The 17610-nt window shown below is 55.8% G+C and carries 13 protein-coding genes; 4 read left to right on the top strand and 9 right to left on the bottom strand.

Annotated features, from left to right (window positions below):
- Positions 1-5 precede the first annotated feature (5 nt).
- A complete protein-coding gene (gene proP, locus FA91_RS17450; protein ID WP_034919489.1) occupies positions 6-1511 on the bottom strand; it encodes a glycine betaine/L-proline transporter ProP in 1506 nt (501 codons plus the stop codon).
- Positions 1512-1767: 256 nt separating this feature from the next.
- Positions 1768-2340: a TetR/AcrR family transcriptional regulator gene (locus FA91_RS20165; RefSeq protein WP_051937266.1), complete on the bottom strand. Its 573-nt coding sequence runs from the start codon at positions 2338-2340 to the stop codon at positions 1768-1770.
- A 99-nt stretch (positions 2341-2439) separates the two neighbouring features.
- Between FA91_RS20165 and FA91_RS17440 the strand changes: the two genes are divergently transcribed.
- The gene (locus tag FA91_RS17440) at positions 2440-3504 is read left to right on the top strand and encodes an NAD(P)-dependent alcohol dehydrogenase (RefSeq protein WP_051937264.1); all 1065 of its coding nucleotides are present in this window, start codon (positions 2440-2442) and stop codon (positions 3502-3504) included.
- Between the two features lie 29 nt (positions 3505-3533).
- On the opposite strand, the gene uxuA is transcribed toward FA91_RS17440, so the two are convergent.
- The gene (gene uxuA / locus FA91_RS17435; protein WP_034917784.1) at positions 3534-4718 is read right to left on the bottom strand and encodes a mannonate dehydratase; all 1185 of its coding nucleotides are present in this window, start codon (positions 4716-4718) and stop codon (positions 3534-3536) included.
- Between the two features lie 173 nt (positions 4719-4891).
- On the opposite strand from uxuA, the gene FA91_RS17430 reads away from it, so the two are divergent.
- A complete protein-coding gene (locus tag FA91_RS17430) occupies positions 4892-5581 on the top strand; it encodes a FadR/GntR family transcriptional regulator (protein WP_034917782.1) in 690 nt (229 codons plus the stop codon).
- Positions 5582-5584: 3 nt separating this feature from the next.
- On the opposite strand, the gene FA91_RS17425 is transcribed toward FA91_RS17430, so the two are convergent.
- The gene (locus FA91_RS17425) at positions 5585-6640 is read right to left on the bottom strand and encodes an AI-2E family transporter (RefSeq protein ID WP_034917779.1); all 1056 of its coding nucleotides are present in this window, start codon (positions 6638-6640) and stop codon (positions 5585-5587) included.
- Between the two features lie 175 nt (positions 6641-6815).
- On the opposite strand from FA91_RS17425, the gene FA91_RS17420 reads away from it, so the two are divergent.
- Positions 6816-8015, top strand: a complete 1200-nt coding sequence (locus FA91_RS17420; RefSeq protein ID WP_034917777.1) for an MFS transporter — start codon at positions 6816-6818, stop codon at positions 8013-8015.
- A gap of 5 nt (positions 8016-8020) precedes the next feature.
- Here the strand turns inward: FA91_RS17420 and FA91_RS17415 are convergent, their stop codons facing one another.
- From FA91_RS17415 to ygfK, 3 genes are all read right to left on the bottom strand, one after another.
- Complete coding sequence (locus FA91_RS17415; protein ID WP_051937262.1) at positions 8021-9493, bottom strand: nucleobase:cation symporter-2 family protein; 1473 nt, start codon at positions 9491-9493, stop codon at positions 8021-8023.
- 137 nt (positions 9494-9630) lie between these two features.
- Positions 9631-10947 carry a putative aminohydrolase SsnA gene (gene ssnA, locus FA91_RS17410; RefSeq protein WP_034917774.1) on the bottom strand — a complete coding sequence of 439 codons (1317 nt, stop codon included), beginning with the start codon at positions 10945-10947 and terminating at the stop codon, positions 9631-9633.
- A 2-nt stretch (positions 10948-10949) separates the two neighbouring features.
- The gene (gene ygfK, locus FA91_RS17405; protein ID WP_034917771.1) at positions 10950-14054 is read right to left on the bottom strand and encodes a putative selenate reductase subunit YgfK; all 3105 of its coding nucleotides are present in this window, start codon (positions 14052-14054) and stop codon (positions 10950-10952) included.
- A 360-nt stretch (positions 14055-14414) separates the two neighbouring features.
- Between ygfK and FA91_RS17400 the strand changes: the two genes are divergently transcribed.
- Positions 14415-15266 (top strand): XdhC family protein, encoded by an 852-nt coding sequence (locus FA91_RS17400; protein ID WP_051937260.1) that lies wholly within the window; start codon positions 14415-14417, stop codon positions 15264-15266.
- On the opposite strand, the gene arcC is transcribed toward FA91_RS17400, so the two are convergent.
- Entirely contained in the window at positions 15253-16185 is a 933-nt protein-coding gene (gene arcC / locus FA91_RS17395) for a carbamate kinase (RefSeq protein WP_034917769.1), read from the bottom strand. The two genes, FA91_RS17400 and arcC, sit on opposite strands and share 14 nt — an antisense overlap.
- The gene (gene hydA, locus FA91_RS17390) at positions 16182-17573 is read right to left on the bottom strand and encodes a dihydropyrimidinase (RefSeq protein ID WP_034917765.1); all 1392 of its coding nucleotides are present in this window, start codon (positions 17571-17573) and stop codon (positions 16182-16184) included. Before hydA ends, arcC begins: the two co-directional genes overlap by 4 nt.
- Positions 17574-17610 lie beyond the last annotated feature (37 nt).

Raw genomic sequence — 17610 nt, 5'->3', positions numbered from 1 at the left:
TCTGGCTATTCGTTAATGTTGGGATGCTGATTGATCAGATGCTTACGCTTCTCTTCCAGCTCGGCAATCTTCTCATTGATATCCTCAATCTTGTTCTCAATGTTATCGTGATGCTCCTGCAATATTTCGCGCGCCTCGGCCATATCGGAAGCTGCCGGCGTTGCACCGCGTAATGGCTTATTGGCCGTCTCTTTCATCGTCAAGCCGGTGATCAGGCCTATTACCGCCACCACCATCAGATAATAGGCGGGCATATACAGGCTACCGGATGATTCAACCAGCCATGCTGCCAGGGTCGGCGTCAGGCCCGCAACCAGTACCGAAATGTTAAAGGCGCTGGCTAATGCGCTGTAGCGAATATGCGTGGGGAACATTGCTGGCAGCGTCGAGGCCATCACGCCGGTGAAACAGTTGAGGATCACCGCCAGCACCAGCAGACCGGCAAAAATCAGGCCCATAACGTTGCTGTTAATCAGCATGAAGCATGGGATCGCCAGAAGCAGCAGCGCGATGCTGCCGATGATAACGAAAGGCTTACGGCCAAACTTATCGCTCATCATGCCCATTACCGGCTGTACAAACAGCATACCAATCATAATGGCGATAATGATCAGCACGCCATGATCTTCCGGGTAGTGCAGGTTGTGCGAAAGATAACTTGGCATGTAGGTCAGCAGCATGTAATAGGTGACGTTGGTAGAAATCACCAGGCCGACACACACCAGCAGGCTGCGCCAGTGTTTAGTGGCGATCTCCTTAAAGGAGACTTTCGGCCCGTCGGTCAGCCCTTCGCGATCGCCCTGTTCAAGCTTATCAACGTGCTGTTGGAACGCAGGCGTTTCTTCCAGCGCGTGGCGCAGATAAAGCCCGATAATCCCCAGCGGCAGCGCAACAAAGAACGGGATACGCCATCCCCAGCTGAGGAAGTTTGCCTCACCCACTACGGTCGAGATAAGTACCACCAGCCCCGCGCCAAGCACAAAGCCGGCGATTGAGCCAAAGTCCAGCCAGCTCCCCATAAAGCCACGTTTGCGATCGGGCGAGTACTCCGCCACAAAAATTGACGCACCGGTATATTCGCCGCCTACGGAAAAGCCCTGCGCCATTTTACACAGCAGCAGCAGGATGGGCGCCCAGATACCGATCGAGGCGTGGGAGGGGATCAGGCCGATACAGAACGTGCTGATCGACATAATCACAATGGTTATCGAAAGGATTTTTTGGCGACCATATTTGTCGCCCAGCGCGCCAAAAAACAGCCCACCCAGTGGACGGATTAAGAAAGGAACCGAGAACGTCGCCAGAGCGGCGATCATCTGGACGCCGGGGTCGGCACCCGGAAAAAAGACCTGGCCCAATGCGTAAGCCACAAACCCATACACACCAAAGTCGAACCACTCCATGGCGTTACCGAGCGAAGCAGCGGTAATCGCCTTGCGTAACCTGGCATCATCAATGATCGTTACGTCTTTTAAGCCAATCGGCTTAACACGCTTCCTACGTAGCTTCATATAAAACACCCTGTAGTTTTCTGTTTTCCAATGGGAACTGCGTTCATCTGTCGTCTTGAAAATATGAGACAACGCACATAATAGCTTCCAGGTCTGCCATCCTGCCGACAGCAATATTTAGCGGGCGTTCGCGCCTTTTAACCTGTCGCTGACGTTGCTCAGTATATCGTTACTTAAGCACGTAACATAATTTCTACCGGAAATTATTGAATTTTTAAAAAACAGATAACCGGGATTTCATTGCGAATTCATAAGTTTATTTTTTTTCAGAGCCGTTTTTTTCCACGGTGGCCACCGCCATGGCAATCAGCCCACTCACCATCCGCCGCAGGTGCGGTTCATTTTCAACGGATGCTTTCAGGCTGGTCGTGGCGGTGCGCAGGATGAAGGCCATATCGTCAGCCGTAATATAGGGATTACCCGTCAGGTTGGGCGCCAGCACGGTTTTCAACGCCTGTTCAAATTCCGCGTGCATTGCCCGGGTGGCGTCGGGCGCCCATGCCTGGCAGTTAACGATCAAATCTGTCGCATTCTCCGATCCCAGCACTGACATTACCGGTCCAATCAGCCAGATATCAAACAGGCAGGCCAGCTGCGCATGCAGGCCACTGGCGGCGGGAAGGCGTTCTGCTGTCGCAAGGCCGTTACGGCGCTGCTGGCGCGCGACCAGCGCGGAGAAAATGCCTTCTTTATTGCTAAAGGAGGCATAGAGCGAGGGGCGTGACATTTCGCTGGCCTGAGCAATATCACTCATTGTCACTTTGCGATAGCCATGCCGCAGAAAAAGCGCCAGCGAAGCATCAAGAATTTTTTGGTCTTTACTGTCCATATCGATTTATTTACACCTTTACACTTGACGTAATATGTAAAGCCAGGCTAGTGTCTTTACAGATTTGAAAAATTGTAAACCCCACCTTGAGAGATAACAATGAGTAACCAGGTAAAGGCGATAAAAAGTCCCCGTCAGACCGTCGGCTATGCTGCTCTAGAACGCGGTGGAAAACTGGTGCCCTGGACGTTCGAACGTCGTGCATTGCGGGAACACGATGTGGCGATGAATGTTCTTTATAGCGGCGTATGCCACAGCGATCTGCACGCCATACACGAGTGGGGAAAGAACTACCCGCTGGTGCCGGGGCACGAGATCGTTGGTGAAGTGACGGAAGTCGGCAGCGCGGTGACGCGTTTCAAAGCGGGTGACAGAGTGATGATCGGCACTATTATCGATTCTTGCCGCGTCTGTCCGCACTGCCGGCAGCAGGAGGAAACCTACTGCTACGAATTTCCTGTTACCACCTACGATGGACACGACCGCGTTGACGGCAGCCTGACGCGGGGCGGCTATTCCGATTATTACGTCGCCGATGAGCATTTTGTTTATCCGCTCCCTGAGGGGCTGGATCCGGCTGGTGCGGCGCCGTTGCTGTGCGCGGGGGTCACCACGTTTGCGCCGCTGCGCCACTGGCAAGCAGGCGAGGGCAGCGTCGTTGGCATCGTTGGTATCGGCGGCCTGGGCCATCTGGCGATAAAGTTCGCCCGCGCCATGGGCGCGCATGTTGTGGCTTTTACCACCTCGGCACAAAAGCGCGAGCAGGCGCTGGCGTTGGGGGCGCACGAGGTGGTGTTGTCAACGGATGAAAAGCAGATGGCGGCGCAGCGGCTGCGCTTCGATTTTATTCTGGATACGGTTTCGCGCAGCTATCCTTTGACGCCGATGATCCACGCGCTGAAGCTGGATGCGACGCTCTGCTCGCTGGGTATTCCACCATATTTTGATTTGCAGCCCATCGCGCTGGCAATGGGCCGCCGTCGCCTCGCCAGTTCAGGCGCGGCGGGAACGAAGGACACTCGCGCGATGCTGGCCTTCTGCCAGCAGCATAATATTGTGGCGGATGTAGAGGTTGTCGCGATACGTGATATCAACAGCGTGCTGGCGCGTCTGGAGAAAGGCGACGTGCGCTATCGCTTTGTCATTGATATGCAACGTGGCTGAAGGTAATAAAAAACGGGCGCCCGTCAGCGCTACGCGTTAAAGAACGTCTGGCGCAGCGCCAGCTCCACGCCGCGCACCTCTGCCAGCCCTTTCAGCCGACCAATCGCCGAGTAGCCAGGATTGGTTTTCTTATGCAGATCGTCCAGCATCTGATGCCCGTGGTCAGGACGCATCGGGATTGGACGCTGGCTGCCCCGCTGGCGACGACGCTGCTCTTCGGCCAGAATCACCTTGACCACGCCGACCATATCGACGTCGCCCTCCAGGTGCGCCGCCTCATGAAAGCTCTTCGGGTTGGCCTCGCGTAGCGTCGAACGCAGGTGCGCAAAGTGAATGCGATCGGCAAAGGCGCTGGCCATTTGCACCAGATCGTTGTCCGCGCGGACGCCATACGAGCCGGTACAAAAGGTAAAGCCGTTATGAATGCTGTCGACCGTCGCCTTCAGCCACTGCATATCGTCAAACGTTGAGACGATGCGCGGCAGGCCGAGGATCGGACGCGGCGGATCGTCAGGATGCACCGCCAGCACGATGCCCGCCTCTTCCGCCACCGGCACCACGGCGCGTAAAAATTCAGCCATGCTCTCGCGCAGCCCGGCTTTGTCGATGCCGTCGTACTGCGAAAGCTGCGCCTGAAACTGCGCCAGCGTATAGCCCTCTTCTGCGCCCGGCAGTCCGGCAATGATGTTGCGCGTCAGCGTCTCTACCGCGTCCGGCGTCATGGCCGCGAAGTAATCCGCCGCCTCTTTCTGCTCCTGCGCATCGTAATCCTGCGCCGCGCCGGGACGTTTCAGAATGTGCAGTTCGAAGGCGGCAAAGGCGATGTGATCGAAGCGCAGCGCCTTCGCGCCATCCGGCAGTTCCCAGGCCAGATCGGTGCGCGTCCAGTCCAGCACGGGCATAAAGTTGTAGCAAACGGTATCCACGCCGCAGGCGCCAAGGTGACGAATCGACTGCTGATAGTTAGCGATGTAGCGTTGGTAATCGCCACGTCGGGTCTTGATTGACTCATGGACGGGAATACTCTCCACCACTGACCACACCAGACCTTTTTCCGCCAGCAGCGCCTGACGCGCCCTGATTTCTTCGATGGGCCAGACCTCGCCGTTGGGAATATGATGAAGGGCAGTGACGATGCCGGTTGCCCCCGCCTGGCGCGCATCATCCAGCGACACAGGATCGTTTGGGCCGTACCAGCGCCATGTGTGTTCCATAAACTCACTCCTCGCAAATATTGGCCCGGTGGTCAGGCCGCTGGACCAAGAATAGAACGTAACGACGTTCAGCGCCGTGATACCGATCGCAGCTTTTAGCCAGCAGCAGCCTCAAAAAGGGCAGAACCCTGTGCTAAGCTGCCTGCCAAATCGCATGGCAGGAGCAGTCAGATATGGAATTACCGACGCTTAAACCCGAAAGACTCTATCGGCAGATCTCCGCGCTGCTGATTAGCTGCATTCACAAAGGGCAGTTTTTGCCTGGCGCGATGCTGCCGCCGGAGCGCGAACTGGCCAGGCAACTGGGCGTTAGCCGCTCTTCCGTGCGTGAAGCGCTGATCGCGCTGGAAATTACCGGCTGGGTGGAAATTCGTACCGGCAACGGTGTGTTTGTCGCCAGTCCGCTGCCGCAGGCGGACGTCACGCCTGTTGACGAAGCGTTCAGCCTGAAGGCTCTGCTCAACGCGAGGAAGATCTACGAAGGGATGACTGCCGAACTGGCGGCGCGCAACGGCACAGACGATCAGCGCGCGAGACTGCATGAACTTGCGCAGGATTTAACGGGCTTAAATATCAACGATGAAAAATTTCTCCATGAAGACAAGCGCTTTCATTTGTTAATTGCTGAAATGACCGGCAACGAGCTGCTGGCGGAGATGATGGAATATCTGTGGAATAAGCGAAAAAGCTCACACTTTATTCGGCTGGAAAGTCACTATGCGGAAAACGACTTTCCGCGAGTGATGAATCAGGATCACGACAGCATCGCGCGGGCTATCGCCGCGCGCGATCCGGTGCTTGCCCGGCAGTGCATGGAAAACCATCTCCAGCACGTCTACGATCGCTTATTCAGCGAGACGTAACGGTTATTTCGTCAGGCGCTTATTGGCGCGTGGCCTGCCGTTGCCGAGCAGGATCGCCAGCTTGCTGCCGCCCGGCGTGGTTTCCATCAAAATTTTGCAGACGCAGGTGAGCGGCACGGAGAGCAGCATGCCGACCGGGCCGAGCAACCACCCCCAGAACAGCAGCGACAGAAACACCACCAGGCTCGAGAGTCCCAGCCCTCGTCCCATCAGCCGTGGCTCAAGCAGATTGCCAAAGACCATATGAATGGCGATAAACAGGGTGGCAACCAGCGTGGCGTCGTAAACGCTGTTCAGCAGAAGCGCCTGAAGAAACGGCGGCACGCCGGCGATAATCGGGCCAATATTCGGAATGTAGTTCATCGCAAAGGCGACTACGGCCCACAGCAGCGCGAATTTTATGCCCAGCAGGAACAGCACCAGCCAGACTGAAAGGCCGTTGATCAGGCTGATCAGCGTTTTTAAGGCCAGATAATGGGTTACGCCTTTTAAAGCCTTGTGTAAACCGGCAATGCGGATTTTCGGGTTAACCAGCGCGAAACGCAGTTTGTAGGGCAGATGATGCACCTCAAACAGCATAAAGATCACCGTGGTCAGCACCAGCACGATATTGGTCATGACCCCGGAAAACTGGCTCAGCACTGCGCCCGCCATATTCATCACTGAATCGGGGCCAAGTCGGTCAGCCAGTCGCGTGGTGGAAAGGTTAATGTGAAAGGGCGAAGCAAAATGCTGCAAAATCGCCAGCTTGCGTTCCACCTGCGTACTGAGCTGTGGATAAATATCGCTGAATTCACTGACCGAACCGGCAATCATCGCCACCAGCAGGGCAATAAAAATCAGTACGGCAACCACCACCAGCGTCACGGCTATCACCCGTTTGACGCCGCGCCGCATCAGTATTGTGACCAGCGGATTCAGTACAATGGCCAGAAACATCGCCAGTAAAAACGGCACCATGATCTCCGACGCTGCCTTGATACCCGCCAGAATGACTACCAGCGTCGCCAGCTTCAGCAACATGTTCTGCCCTATCTTCTCCTGCTGTAATTCACTCATTCCGCCTCCGATGCGCCAATTCGCTCATCAAGTCTAGCGCATTCATACGCTTACGCGACGAAATTTAAAGAGTTCGCTGACGTTGACCGATATTTGTCACCACGTGGTGCGATCTTTTTTCGGCAAAACCAGGTATAGTTAACACTCATCTCTGTCCAATAGCGTACTGATTTTCATGCCTGAACAACCTGATACGGAGCCTGCGCTGAGCGGATTACGCCTGAACCTGCGTATTATTTCCGTAGTGATTTTTAACTTCGCCAGCTATATGACCATTGGGCTGCCGCTGGCGGTTTTGCCCGGTTACGTGCACGACGTAATGGGTTTCAGCACTTTCTGGGCGGGTCTTGCCATCAGTTTGCAATACTTCGCCACGCTGCTCACCCGACCGCATTCCGGCCGAATGGCCGATCGCTGGGGGCCGAAAAAAGTGGTGATCCTCGGTCTGTTTGGCCCCTTACTCAGCGGCGTTTTTTATGCGCTGGGCGCGCTCGGCGACAGCACGCCGGTTCTGGGCCTGATTTTTATCTGTATCGGCAGGATAATTTTGGGCGCGGGCCAGAGTTTTGCGGGCACCGGCTCCACCCTGTGGGGCGTTGGCGTGGTGGGCTCGCTGCATATTGGCCGGGTGATTTCCTGGAACGGCATCTTTACCTACGGCGCAATGGCGATTGGCGCGCCGCTCGGCGTGGCAATCTATCATTGGGGCGGCCTGCTGCTGCTTTCCGGCATCATTATCGTTATTGCGCTGGCGGCTATTCTGCTGGCACTGCCGCGTGAAAACGTCAAAAGCAGTAAGGGCAAACAGCTCCCGTTCCGTGCCGTGCTGGGCCGCATTTGGGGCTATGGTGTGATCCTGGCGATGGGATCGGCGGGGTTTGGCGTTATCGCCACCTTTATTACGCTGTTCTATCAGGCAAAAGGCTGGGAGGGGGCCGCCTGGGCGCTGACGCTGTTTAGCGGCGCGTTTGTGGGAACGCGGCTGCTGTTTCCGAACGCGATCAACCGCCACGGCGGCCTGATGGTTGCGCTGGTGTGCTTTGCCGTCGAAGCCGTGGGGCTGTTTCTGGTATGGGGCGCGGGCGATCCGTGGGTGGCGAAGCTGGGCGCGTTTCTCACTGGCGCAGGCTTCTCGCTGGTGTTCCCTGCCGTTGGCGTCGTCGCGGTGAAAGCGGTGCCGCCACAGAATCAGGGCAGCGCGCTGGCAACGTATACCGCATTTATGGATCTCTCGCTGGGAATTACCGGGCCGGTCGCTGGGTTGGTAATGAGCTGGCTCGGCGTACCGGTAATCTATCTGTTGAGCGGTCTGCTGGTCTGCGTGGCCATGGTGCTGACGTGGCGGCTTCGGCGCGCCACGCCGGCGGCAGGCTGATATCATCAGAGGTCGCGTCGTTTCTGCTGGGTGGTTTTGGCGCGGCGCATCAGCAGCCAGACCCGTGCGGTTTTTACTGCGACCCGACGGGCGGCAGTGGTTTCTGTGGCATCTGTCTGTGCATCCGGCTGACACACGCAGTCCGCCTGCTTTTTCCCTTTGCCGTTAAGGATCAGGTTCGCCACAATTGCCACGCTGGTTCCCAGGGTAATGCCGCTGTGCAGGAACATTTTTGCCAGTTCGGGGAGTTGATGGAACAGGCTGGGCACCAGTACCGGCATTAGTCCGATACCCAACGTCAGCGCGACGACCATACCGTTATTGTTATTACGATAGTTAACCTGCCCCAGCGAACGTATGCCGGACACCGCCACCATGCCAAACATCACCACGCCCGCGCCGCCCAGTACCGGCTTAGGGATAATCACCACCAGCGCCGCGAGCTTGGCGAAAAGGCCCATCAGGATCAGCATCGCCCCTGAAACGGCGACAACAAAGCGGCTCTTTACGCCAGTAAGGTTAATCAGCCCGACGTTTTGTGCGAAGGCAGCATAGGGGAAAAGATTAAAAAAACTGCCGCTGAAGGTCGCCAGGCCACAGGCCAGCAACCCCTTCCTGAGCGTTTCGCTTTCGGCTTTGCGGCCGACGATCTCCCCCGTTGCCATCATTGACGACATGGTTTCGACCATGACGACGACCATCACCATGGAGAGTAAAAAAATGGGCACGAGGTGGAACTCAGGCGTAGAGAAATAGAGCGGTCTGGGCAGGTTTAGCCAGGGTGCAACCGACACCTGACTGAAATCCAGCGTGTCCACAAGATACCAAACGGTGGAACCGATGATCAGGCCAATCAGCACGGCGACGTTTTTAATCAGCCCCGACGCAAACGTATAGATATTGAGGATAACGATCAGCGTTAGCGAAGCCAGCGCAAGAGAAAGAATATTGCCAAACTCCTCTGTTTCGCTGCTGCCACCGCCGATCCAACCGCCCGCAACCGGCATAATCGACAGCCCTATCAGGGTAACGATCGATCCCATGACCACCTTTGGAAAAAAGCGAACGAGTTTGGAAAACCACGGGGCGCAAAGCAGTGTAAATGCCCCTGCAACCATTACCGCGCCGGAGATCCCGCCCATGCCATACTCTTTGCCGATAAGAACCATCGGGATGAGGGCGGCAAAGGTACAGCCCTGTACCACCGGCAAACGGCAGCCCAGCCAGCGGCTGACGCCCAGCGTTTGCAGCAGCGTGGCGGCACCGCAAACGAAGAGATCGCTGCTGATTAGCAGCACTATCTGGTCGTTGGAGAGGTCAAGCGCCGCGCCGATAACCAGCGGTACGGCCACCGCGCCCGCGTACATCACCAGCACGTGCTGAAGCCCGTAGAGGATCATCTGGCTCATCGGCAGAATCTCATCCACCGGCAATGACCGGGCAGCCTCGGCTGTCATATCAGAAGTTGAAGCGTTCATTAATACATTTCTCCATTACGGCCGAAAAGAGGGGATTTCCGGCTACGATTCGAAGGCGGGTTGCCTCCCTGTCCGATTCAGACGCATGACCATCATCCGACGAATGTATTCGCGCCCTGAATGGACGCAGACGGGTATTAGTCAAGGGCGGCCATTCTTTTCCATAGCTCGCCAGCTGCCTTACGCGCACTGGTGTATAACGGCTCGACATCAAAGGGAAAAGTGCGGTTTTCATAAACCATTTTGCCCGCGACCATAACGCTGTTCACCGAACTGCTGTCCATGCCGAAGGCCAGGTGACCGGCAAGATTGTCACTCAGTAAGGGTGTGGGCGATACGTAGTCGCAAATGGTGAGGTCGGCCATGTAGTTCGCCTCCAGCCTGCCGAATTTCGCATCGAAGTTGCGTTCAAGGATCACATTGCCGTTGTAAAGCATGCGCAGGAAGCTGTCTGGCCAAAGCGGGCCACCAGCATCGCGGTGTTTGAACCAGGCAAATTTAAGCTCTTCAAACATGTCTGCGCCGATGCCGTCTGTGCCCAGCGCGGCCAGAGTGTAATCAGGAAGGTGCGCGTTATAGCCGACGTTATTATTCATATTTGAACGGGCGTTGTGCGCAAGGCAGGCACCGCGCTGATTAAGCAGGCTGATTTCGTCAGGCTGAAGCCACAACGCATGAGCGATGACGGTTTTCTCATCAAGCAGTCCGAATTTATCGAGCCGCTTAATGGGATCGAGACCATAATGGTGATGGCTGTGCGACACATCATAGCGATCCTCCGCGACGTGGATATGCAGGCCACACCCGGTTTGGCGTTGCGCCTCTTTCAGCATATCCAGACCCGCATCCGGTAACGTAAAGGGCGCATGAGCACCCAGATGCGCCCTGACCAGACCGCCGCGAGGATTATTTTTGACCAACTGCGCGAACGCGATATTTTCCTCCACGCCAGCTTCAAGCTCTTTCAGGCCGCCGTTGCGATCGGTCGTTTCAAAACAGGTCATGCCACGCAGGCCGGCCTCAACAAAACCACGGTGTAGCGTAGCCAGTGAACCTTTAATCAGGTTTGGCGAGGCATGATGATCGATGACCGCCGTACAGCCGTGTTTAATCGCCTCCAGCGAGCAGATCAGTCCGCTGTAATAAAGAGACTCTTCATCAAGTACGCGATCGAGACGCCACCAGAGGTTTTTTAAGGTTGAAATGAAATCCGGGCAGGGCGCGATGGGGGCAAGAATGCCGCGGGAAAGCCCGGAGTAAAAGTGATTATGTGCACAAACCAGCCCCGGCATCACCAGACGGTGCCGCATATCCTTGATTTCGGCCTGCGGATAACGCGCGGCCAGATTGCTGCCCGTGTCGACAATTTTTTCGCCTTCAATAACAATATCGATGTCCTGCTCCACCCGACAGGGTTCGAACTGAACGGCAGTGCAATTCCTGAGTAACAGCATGATTATTCCTCCACGTGTCCAAGCAGATAGGGATGATGCTGACGGGTGTAGCTGATGATGGCTGCCATTTCCTGTAGTTCATCCGGCGTCTCACCGATAAGATTGCCGCCACTGTCCAGGTTGAACATCCATTCACGACCGCGCAGGCGGATCTGCACGCTGTCGCGCTCAACCATAAATCCAGGATTGCTGCTGTTAACGAAGTCCTGCGGCAGACTGAATACGGTGATCTTGTCCTTGTAGGGTTTGCCCTGCCACGGGCAGAACTGCGCGCAGTTGCCGCATTCATTGCAGAACGCGTCGAGATGCAGGATCTGCTGACGGCTTTTAAAATTCGGTACGCTCAGCGCGACATTGGCGCGGTTAGGACAGACATCGACGCACTTCGCGCAGACGTAATTACACTCAAGGCAGCGCGCAGACTCCTGACGGGCATAGTCTTCGTCGCTGCTGATCTGGCGAACAAAAACCTGCCCTTTTCGACCGTAAAGCGCTATCGGATCGCTGTTTAGCCAGCGTTTGTCATCTTTATCGGAACGGATATTTTCACGTTTGAGAATGGCGTTGCTGGCTTTACGCGCGCTACCGATGGCGGAAACAATTGAGGCCGGGCCGGTTTGCACATCACCAATCATAAAGACGTTGGTAAGATCTGTTTCCAGCGTATCAGGATCGTACTGCGGCACGCCGTTGGCGGGTACGGAAAGGCCGAGTCTGCGCAGGGTGGTATCGTCCGGGTTTTCCCCGGTGGCGGCGATCAGCGCATCAAAATGGATAATGCGCGTTTCATCGGTGGCCAGCGGGCGACGACGCCCACCCGCGTCGGGTTCGCCTGGCTGCATAACTCGTAGCAGAAGCGCGCCATCGGCTTCGAAGCGTTCAGGGCTGACCAGCGTCATAAATTTTACGCCGTCATGCGTGGCCTCAGCGATCTCCTCCGGCCAGGCGGGCATATCCGCCGCTTCACGACGGTAGACAATGGTGGCGGAGGTGACGCCAGGCGTTCTGAGCGCGGCTCTTGCGCAGTCCATCGCGGTATTGCCTGCGCCCACGATGGCAACATCGCCGCCGATACCGCAAGCGGCAGGGTTATCGTTAAAGCCGCGCAGAAAATCAAAGGATTTCATGACGCGGGGGTTGCCGCCCGGTAAGGCCAGCACGTTACTTTTTTCTGCGCCGATTGCCACGCAGACGTAGGTGTAACCCTGCTGGCGAAGCGCATCGATGTTCAGATGGGGATCACAGTTATAGATGAATTTGACACCATGATCGGCAATAAACTTAATATCGTGTTCAATCAGTTCGGCGGGTATACGAAAGCGCGGCACGATATTATTCGCCACGCCACCGGCGCCAGCTTCACGTTCAAAAAGCGTTACCGGATGCCCGGCGCGGGCGAGGAAATAGCCGGCGGCAAGACCCGCCGGACCAGCACCAATCACCGCAACCGGATGCCGGTTGCCGGAACCCGCAGGTTTGTGCCAGCGCTGGCGGTAGGCTTCCCATCCTTTTTCCAGCGCGATTTTTTTAATCCGACGGATATTCAGTGCGCTGTCATAGTCGAGGCGCGTACAGTTGTACTGACACTGATGGTCGCAGATATGTCCGGTAATGGCGGGCAGCGCGTTGCGCTGATAAATCAAATCCAGCGCGTCCGCGTAGCGGCCTTCGCCAGCCAGGCGCAGGTATTCCGGAATATCCTGCTTGATGGCGCAGGCGGTTACGCAGGGCGCGACGTAGCAATCGGTTAGCGGCAGCGGACCGCCTGCATCGATTTCATCACGGCTTTTCCAGGCTTTCTTTGACCACTCTGCGGTAAGCGAAGCGTCTGCCAGCACTCTCAGCTTTTTAGTATCGATGCCGTTGCTGCGCCAGCCTTCGCCCTTATCCAGCCTCTCTGCACAGATTTTCATCCGCAGGTAGCCGCCCGGCTTCAGCAGATCGGTCGCCATGGTAACTGGCTGGATGCCGGTGGCAAAAATATCGGCGATGTTAAACTGGCTGGCTCCGCCCGAATAGGAGATGGGAAGCTGTCCGTTGAAATGCTCTGAAAGAAACGCGGCGACATTGATTGAAAGAGGATAGAGCGCACGCCCTGACATATACATTTCATCGCCAGGCAGACGATGTTTATGGTTGCGTGCGCCCAGCGTATTGGTCAGTTTTACGCCAAAGGTGCGCTGCCGGGCTTTACCCAGCGCCATTAGCCGCTCCAGCATTTCCAGCGCCTGCGTCGGTTGCAGATCGTGGCTAAAAGATTCTTCACTTAAGGAGATATAGTCGAAGCCGTTATGGCTCAGGATCTCCCTGACTCGCGCATAGCCCAGCAGCGTAGGATTAAGTTTTACATAGGTATGCAACGCTTGCTCCTGCAACATATAGCGACAGATGGATTCAATCTCATCCGGCGGACAGCCATGCATGGTGGAGAGCGTCACGCTGTTGACCATGCGAGGTGAGATGTTGTCCACCAGCGTCATCAGCATTGTTCGTTCGGCTTTTTGCAGCAGAGTGAATGCTGCGCCCCGGTCGATAAACGTTTTCATCTCCTGCTGGTAGCGAGCGAACTTCTCATTTTTACTGGCATCACGCATCTCGTTGATAAAGGTCTGCATCGGGGGCTGCTTAATCCCTTTCAGGTCATAACCGACGCTCATATTAAAAATGAAAGAGCGCCCCTGGCCTTGCCGGCGAGGCGTGTAGAGTTCTTCCAGCAGGTGCAGCACCATCCATGCCTTGAGGTACTCGTCCCAGGCTTTTGTAAGCGTAAACTCCGTTGACCACTCGGTATTGAACGCCTCATCGCTGGCGTCAATACAGGGCTTTTCAATCTCAAGGCGATCGAGGATCTGCACCGTTTTCAGTTCAATAAAACTGCCGCCGGTCAGCCAGGCGACGATGATATTCTGAGCCAGTTGGGTATGTGGCCCGGCTGCCGGCCCGACCGCCGTGTCGCAGGTTTCGCCAAAAAGCGATAGCTGCCGGGCAGGATTGCGATGATAAAAATGCTCTTCCGGAATGCCAAATATGGATTGGTTTTCCTGATACTCCGCACAAACTCTCGTCATGAGTTCTCCGAAGGGAATGGGACGCATAATGTCACCCATAACAAGCTCCTCTTTGTTTTCCAGTCATCCCGCTCGGCATACCTGCTTCGCGAATAATTTTGCAGTGCTAAAGCAACAACCGCGCCAGGAAAGAAACGCATCGACGGTTTGAACAGGTTTCGTGACGGGATTCGCAAACCTGACGGCAGATCGCCGCCGACGGCGCAATTAACTGAAAATGAAAATTATTTCTTTTCGATGTTCTCTTCTTCTCGCGCAAATAAGTTCGCAAATTAAGAATTCCCTTCTCAATATGAGAATTTCAGCGACTTGGTTGAGATATATATTTGAAAAATATGATTAAAATTGAGGTATAAACCTTGCATATGTCTAATCAGACAATCGACAGGGAGAAGGATCATGTCAGGTTTATTTGCAAAGGCAGCAGAGTTACAGCGCCAGAATGGCGCATTCGCGCTATTGCACATTGTGCAGAGTCGCGGTTCCACGCCGCGTCATTCTGCCAGCATGCTGGTCAGCGAAGAGGGAGAAACAGTGGGAACGATCGGTGGCGGAATGATGGAGCGGCTGGCTATTGAGCAGGCCGCACAGGCGCTGAGTGAAGGAAGATCGCAGCTTTTTCACGCCCGGCTCGCCCGCCAGGGTAGGGATGCGGTGGGATCGGACTGCGGCGGCGACATGACGGTATTCATTGCGGTCTATCCGCGTCGCCCTGCGCTCTATTTATTCGGTGCCGGTCACGTTAATCGCGCGGTGGCGCAGGCCGCACAGCCGCTCGGTTTTTCTGTTGTGGTTGCCGATACCTGGGAGAAGAATTTATGCGATCCCGCATTACCTGCCGATTGCCGCTGTATCAGGGGCGAAAGCTATAGCCGCATCATCGAAGAGCTGACGCTGGATGCGCAAGGCTATGCCATTATTGCGACTAACAGTCAGGACAGTGAGGTGCTGAAGGCGATCGTCACGCGGCCGCTGGCTTACCTTGGGCTGCTTGCCAGCAGGCGGAAAGCCTGGCGCTTTCGGGAATCGCTTAAAAACGAGCAAGGGCTGAACGATGAGGCGCTGGCGCATTTTCATTCGCCTGTGGGCATTGATATTGCAGCGGAAACGCCAGAGGAGATCGCCATCAGCATTCTGGGAGATATTGTCCGGCATTATCGTCAGGTAAACCGACAGCGCAGCAACGACAAAATAAATGAGCAGGGCGGTCTGGAACTGCTGACCGCCGTGCCACAGACTACTGCTGTATGAGCGTACCGGTTTCTCCGGCGATGCCTTCTCTGGCTTTTTCCAGCTGAGTAATCAACGCCTGACAACCTTTGCCCGCGGCGGCGAAAAACAGCGCCGCTTCTACTTTCGGCAGCATCGAGCCGGGCGCAAACTGGCCATCAGCGATGTGTCTGCGCGCTTCCTGCGGCGTCATGCTGTCGAGCCAGCGCTCGTCGGGGCGGTTAAAGTTGATAGCTACTTTTTCTACCGCAGTCAGAATAATCAACATATCAGCATTGATATCGCGAGCCAGGATCGCACTGGCCCAGTCTTTATCAATGACCGCACTGGCGCCTTGCAGATGGTTGCCTTTACTCACAACCGGAATGCCGCCGCCGCCAACCGTAATGACAACCTGTCCGGCCTCAAGCAGCGCCCTGATTGAAGCTGCTTCTACGATCTCGGTTGGTCGCGGGGAAGCCACCACCCGCCGCCAACCGCGACCGGCATCTTCGCGCAGCACCTCGCCTTTCGCGATGCGCTTCTGCGCTTCCTCTGGCGAGACAAAGCTGCCAATCGGCTTATCGGGATGCTGAAAAGCGGCATCCTGCTCGTCCACTTTTACCTGAGTAATCAGCGACACAACGGCTTTATCGATGCCAGCATTGAGCAGCGCCTCACGGATCGCATTTTGCAGATCGTAGCCAATGTAGCCCTGGCTCAGCGCTACGCAAACCGACATCGGCAGGGCGGGCGAATCCGCATCAATGCGCGATGCCGCTTCAAATGCCTGATTTATCATGCCAACCTGCGGGCCATTGCCGTGCGTAATGACCAGTTCGTGCCCGGCGGCTATGAGTTCAACAATCGTTTTTGCGGTGTTTTTCACCGCCTTCATCTGCTCCGGCAATCCTTTACCCAGCGCGTTGCCGCCGAGCGCCAGTACAATTCTTTTTTTCATGACTCCTCCCTGTTAACAAAGGCTTTGCGAAACAAAAATTTTCCATCACCAGCCCGACCGATAAAGCGTCCGTGGCTGCAAACGACTTTTCCTTTTGACAGTGTGATAACTGGCCAGCCGTCGCACACAAAACCTTCCCACGGGGAGTAATCACCGCTGTCGTGCAGCGCGCTGTGGCGAATGGCACTTCTGGCAAGGGGATCAAAAAGAGTGAGGTCAGCATCGGCGCCGGGCAGAAGACTGCCTTTTTCCGGCCACAGGCCAAACAATTTCGCGGGTTGCGTACTGGTCAGCGAGACAAAGCGTGAAGGGCTGATACGCCCTTTCATCACGCCTTCGGAAAAGAGTAGCGGCATGCGATTTTCCACACCAGGCAGACCGTTGGGGCAGCGGGTAAAATCGGTCGAGGCCATCTTCTGCCGCTGCTGAAAAGGAAAATTGCAGTGATCGGTCGCGACTGTATCAATGTCGCCATCGGCGATACCCACCCACAGCTTATCCAGCTCTGAACGAGGCCGCAGTGGCGGACAAAGCATATATTTCAACGGCTCGGTATGCCGATAGCGGCTGTCGTCCAGCAGCAGATATTGTGGACAGGTTTCCACCCAAACCGGCTGCCCCTGCGCGCGCGCCATACGAACGTAGTCCAGCCCCTGTCCATTCGACAGATGTACAATATAGAGCGGGACATCTCCGGCCAGCCTGGCCAGATTGAGCGTTCTGGCAATGGCTTCGGCTTCGCATACCGCCGGACGGCTCCAGGGATGCCGCGTTGCATCGCCTCTCTCCTGTTGCGTAAGCTGCTGAAGCCGCCACTTTATGGATGCGTCATTCTCAGGATGCACGGTAGCCAGCGCGCCGCACTCCTTCAGCTTAGCGAGCAGCCGCAGCACGTCGCCGTCGCTAAGCAGATGTTTATAGGTAAGATAAAATTTAAAACTGCTGATGCCCTCCTGGTGCACCATCTGCGGAATAGCATCAAGGATGGCGTCGTCTATGTGCTGGATGACACCATGAAAACTGTAATCGATGACGGCCTGACCAGCCGCGTCGTGATGATACTTTTTTAACTGATGATCCAGACTGCATCCGTCAGGCCCAAAGCCCATATGGTCGATAATGGTGGTTGTGCCGCCGCAGGCCGCAGCGCGCGTGCCGCTGAAAAAGTCATCGCAGCTTTGCGCAATACCCACATCAATATTGAAATGGGTATGCACGTCGATGCCGCCGGGCATCACCAGTAAACCGCGCGCGTCAATGACCTCCATGTCCGCATCGCTGGTAATATCGGTATCGCGTCGGATTATCTTTTGCCGGTCGATAAGCAGATCCTGACGGTATTTGCCTGCGTGATCCACCAGCGTGCCGCCTTTGATTAAGGTTTTCATTATGTTGCTCCCGTCGGCGTCCGAAGCCGGGCGCCGA

It is taken from the genome of Erwinia sp. 9145, from assembly GCF_000745075.1.
GTDB classification, from domain to species: domain Bacteria; phylum Pseudomonadota; class Gammaproteobacteria; order Enterobacterales; family Enterobacteriaceae; genus Erwinia; species Erwinia oleae.
This window is presented reverse-complemented; position numbering and strand designations above follow the sequence as displayed.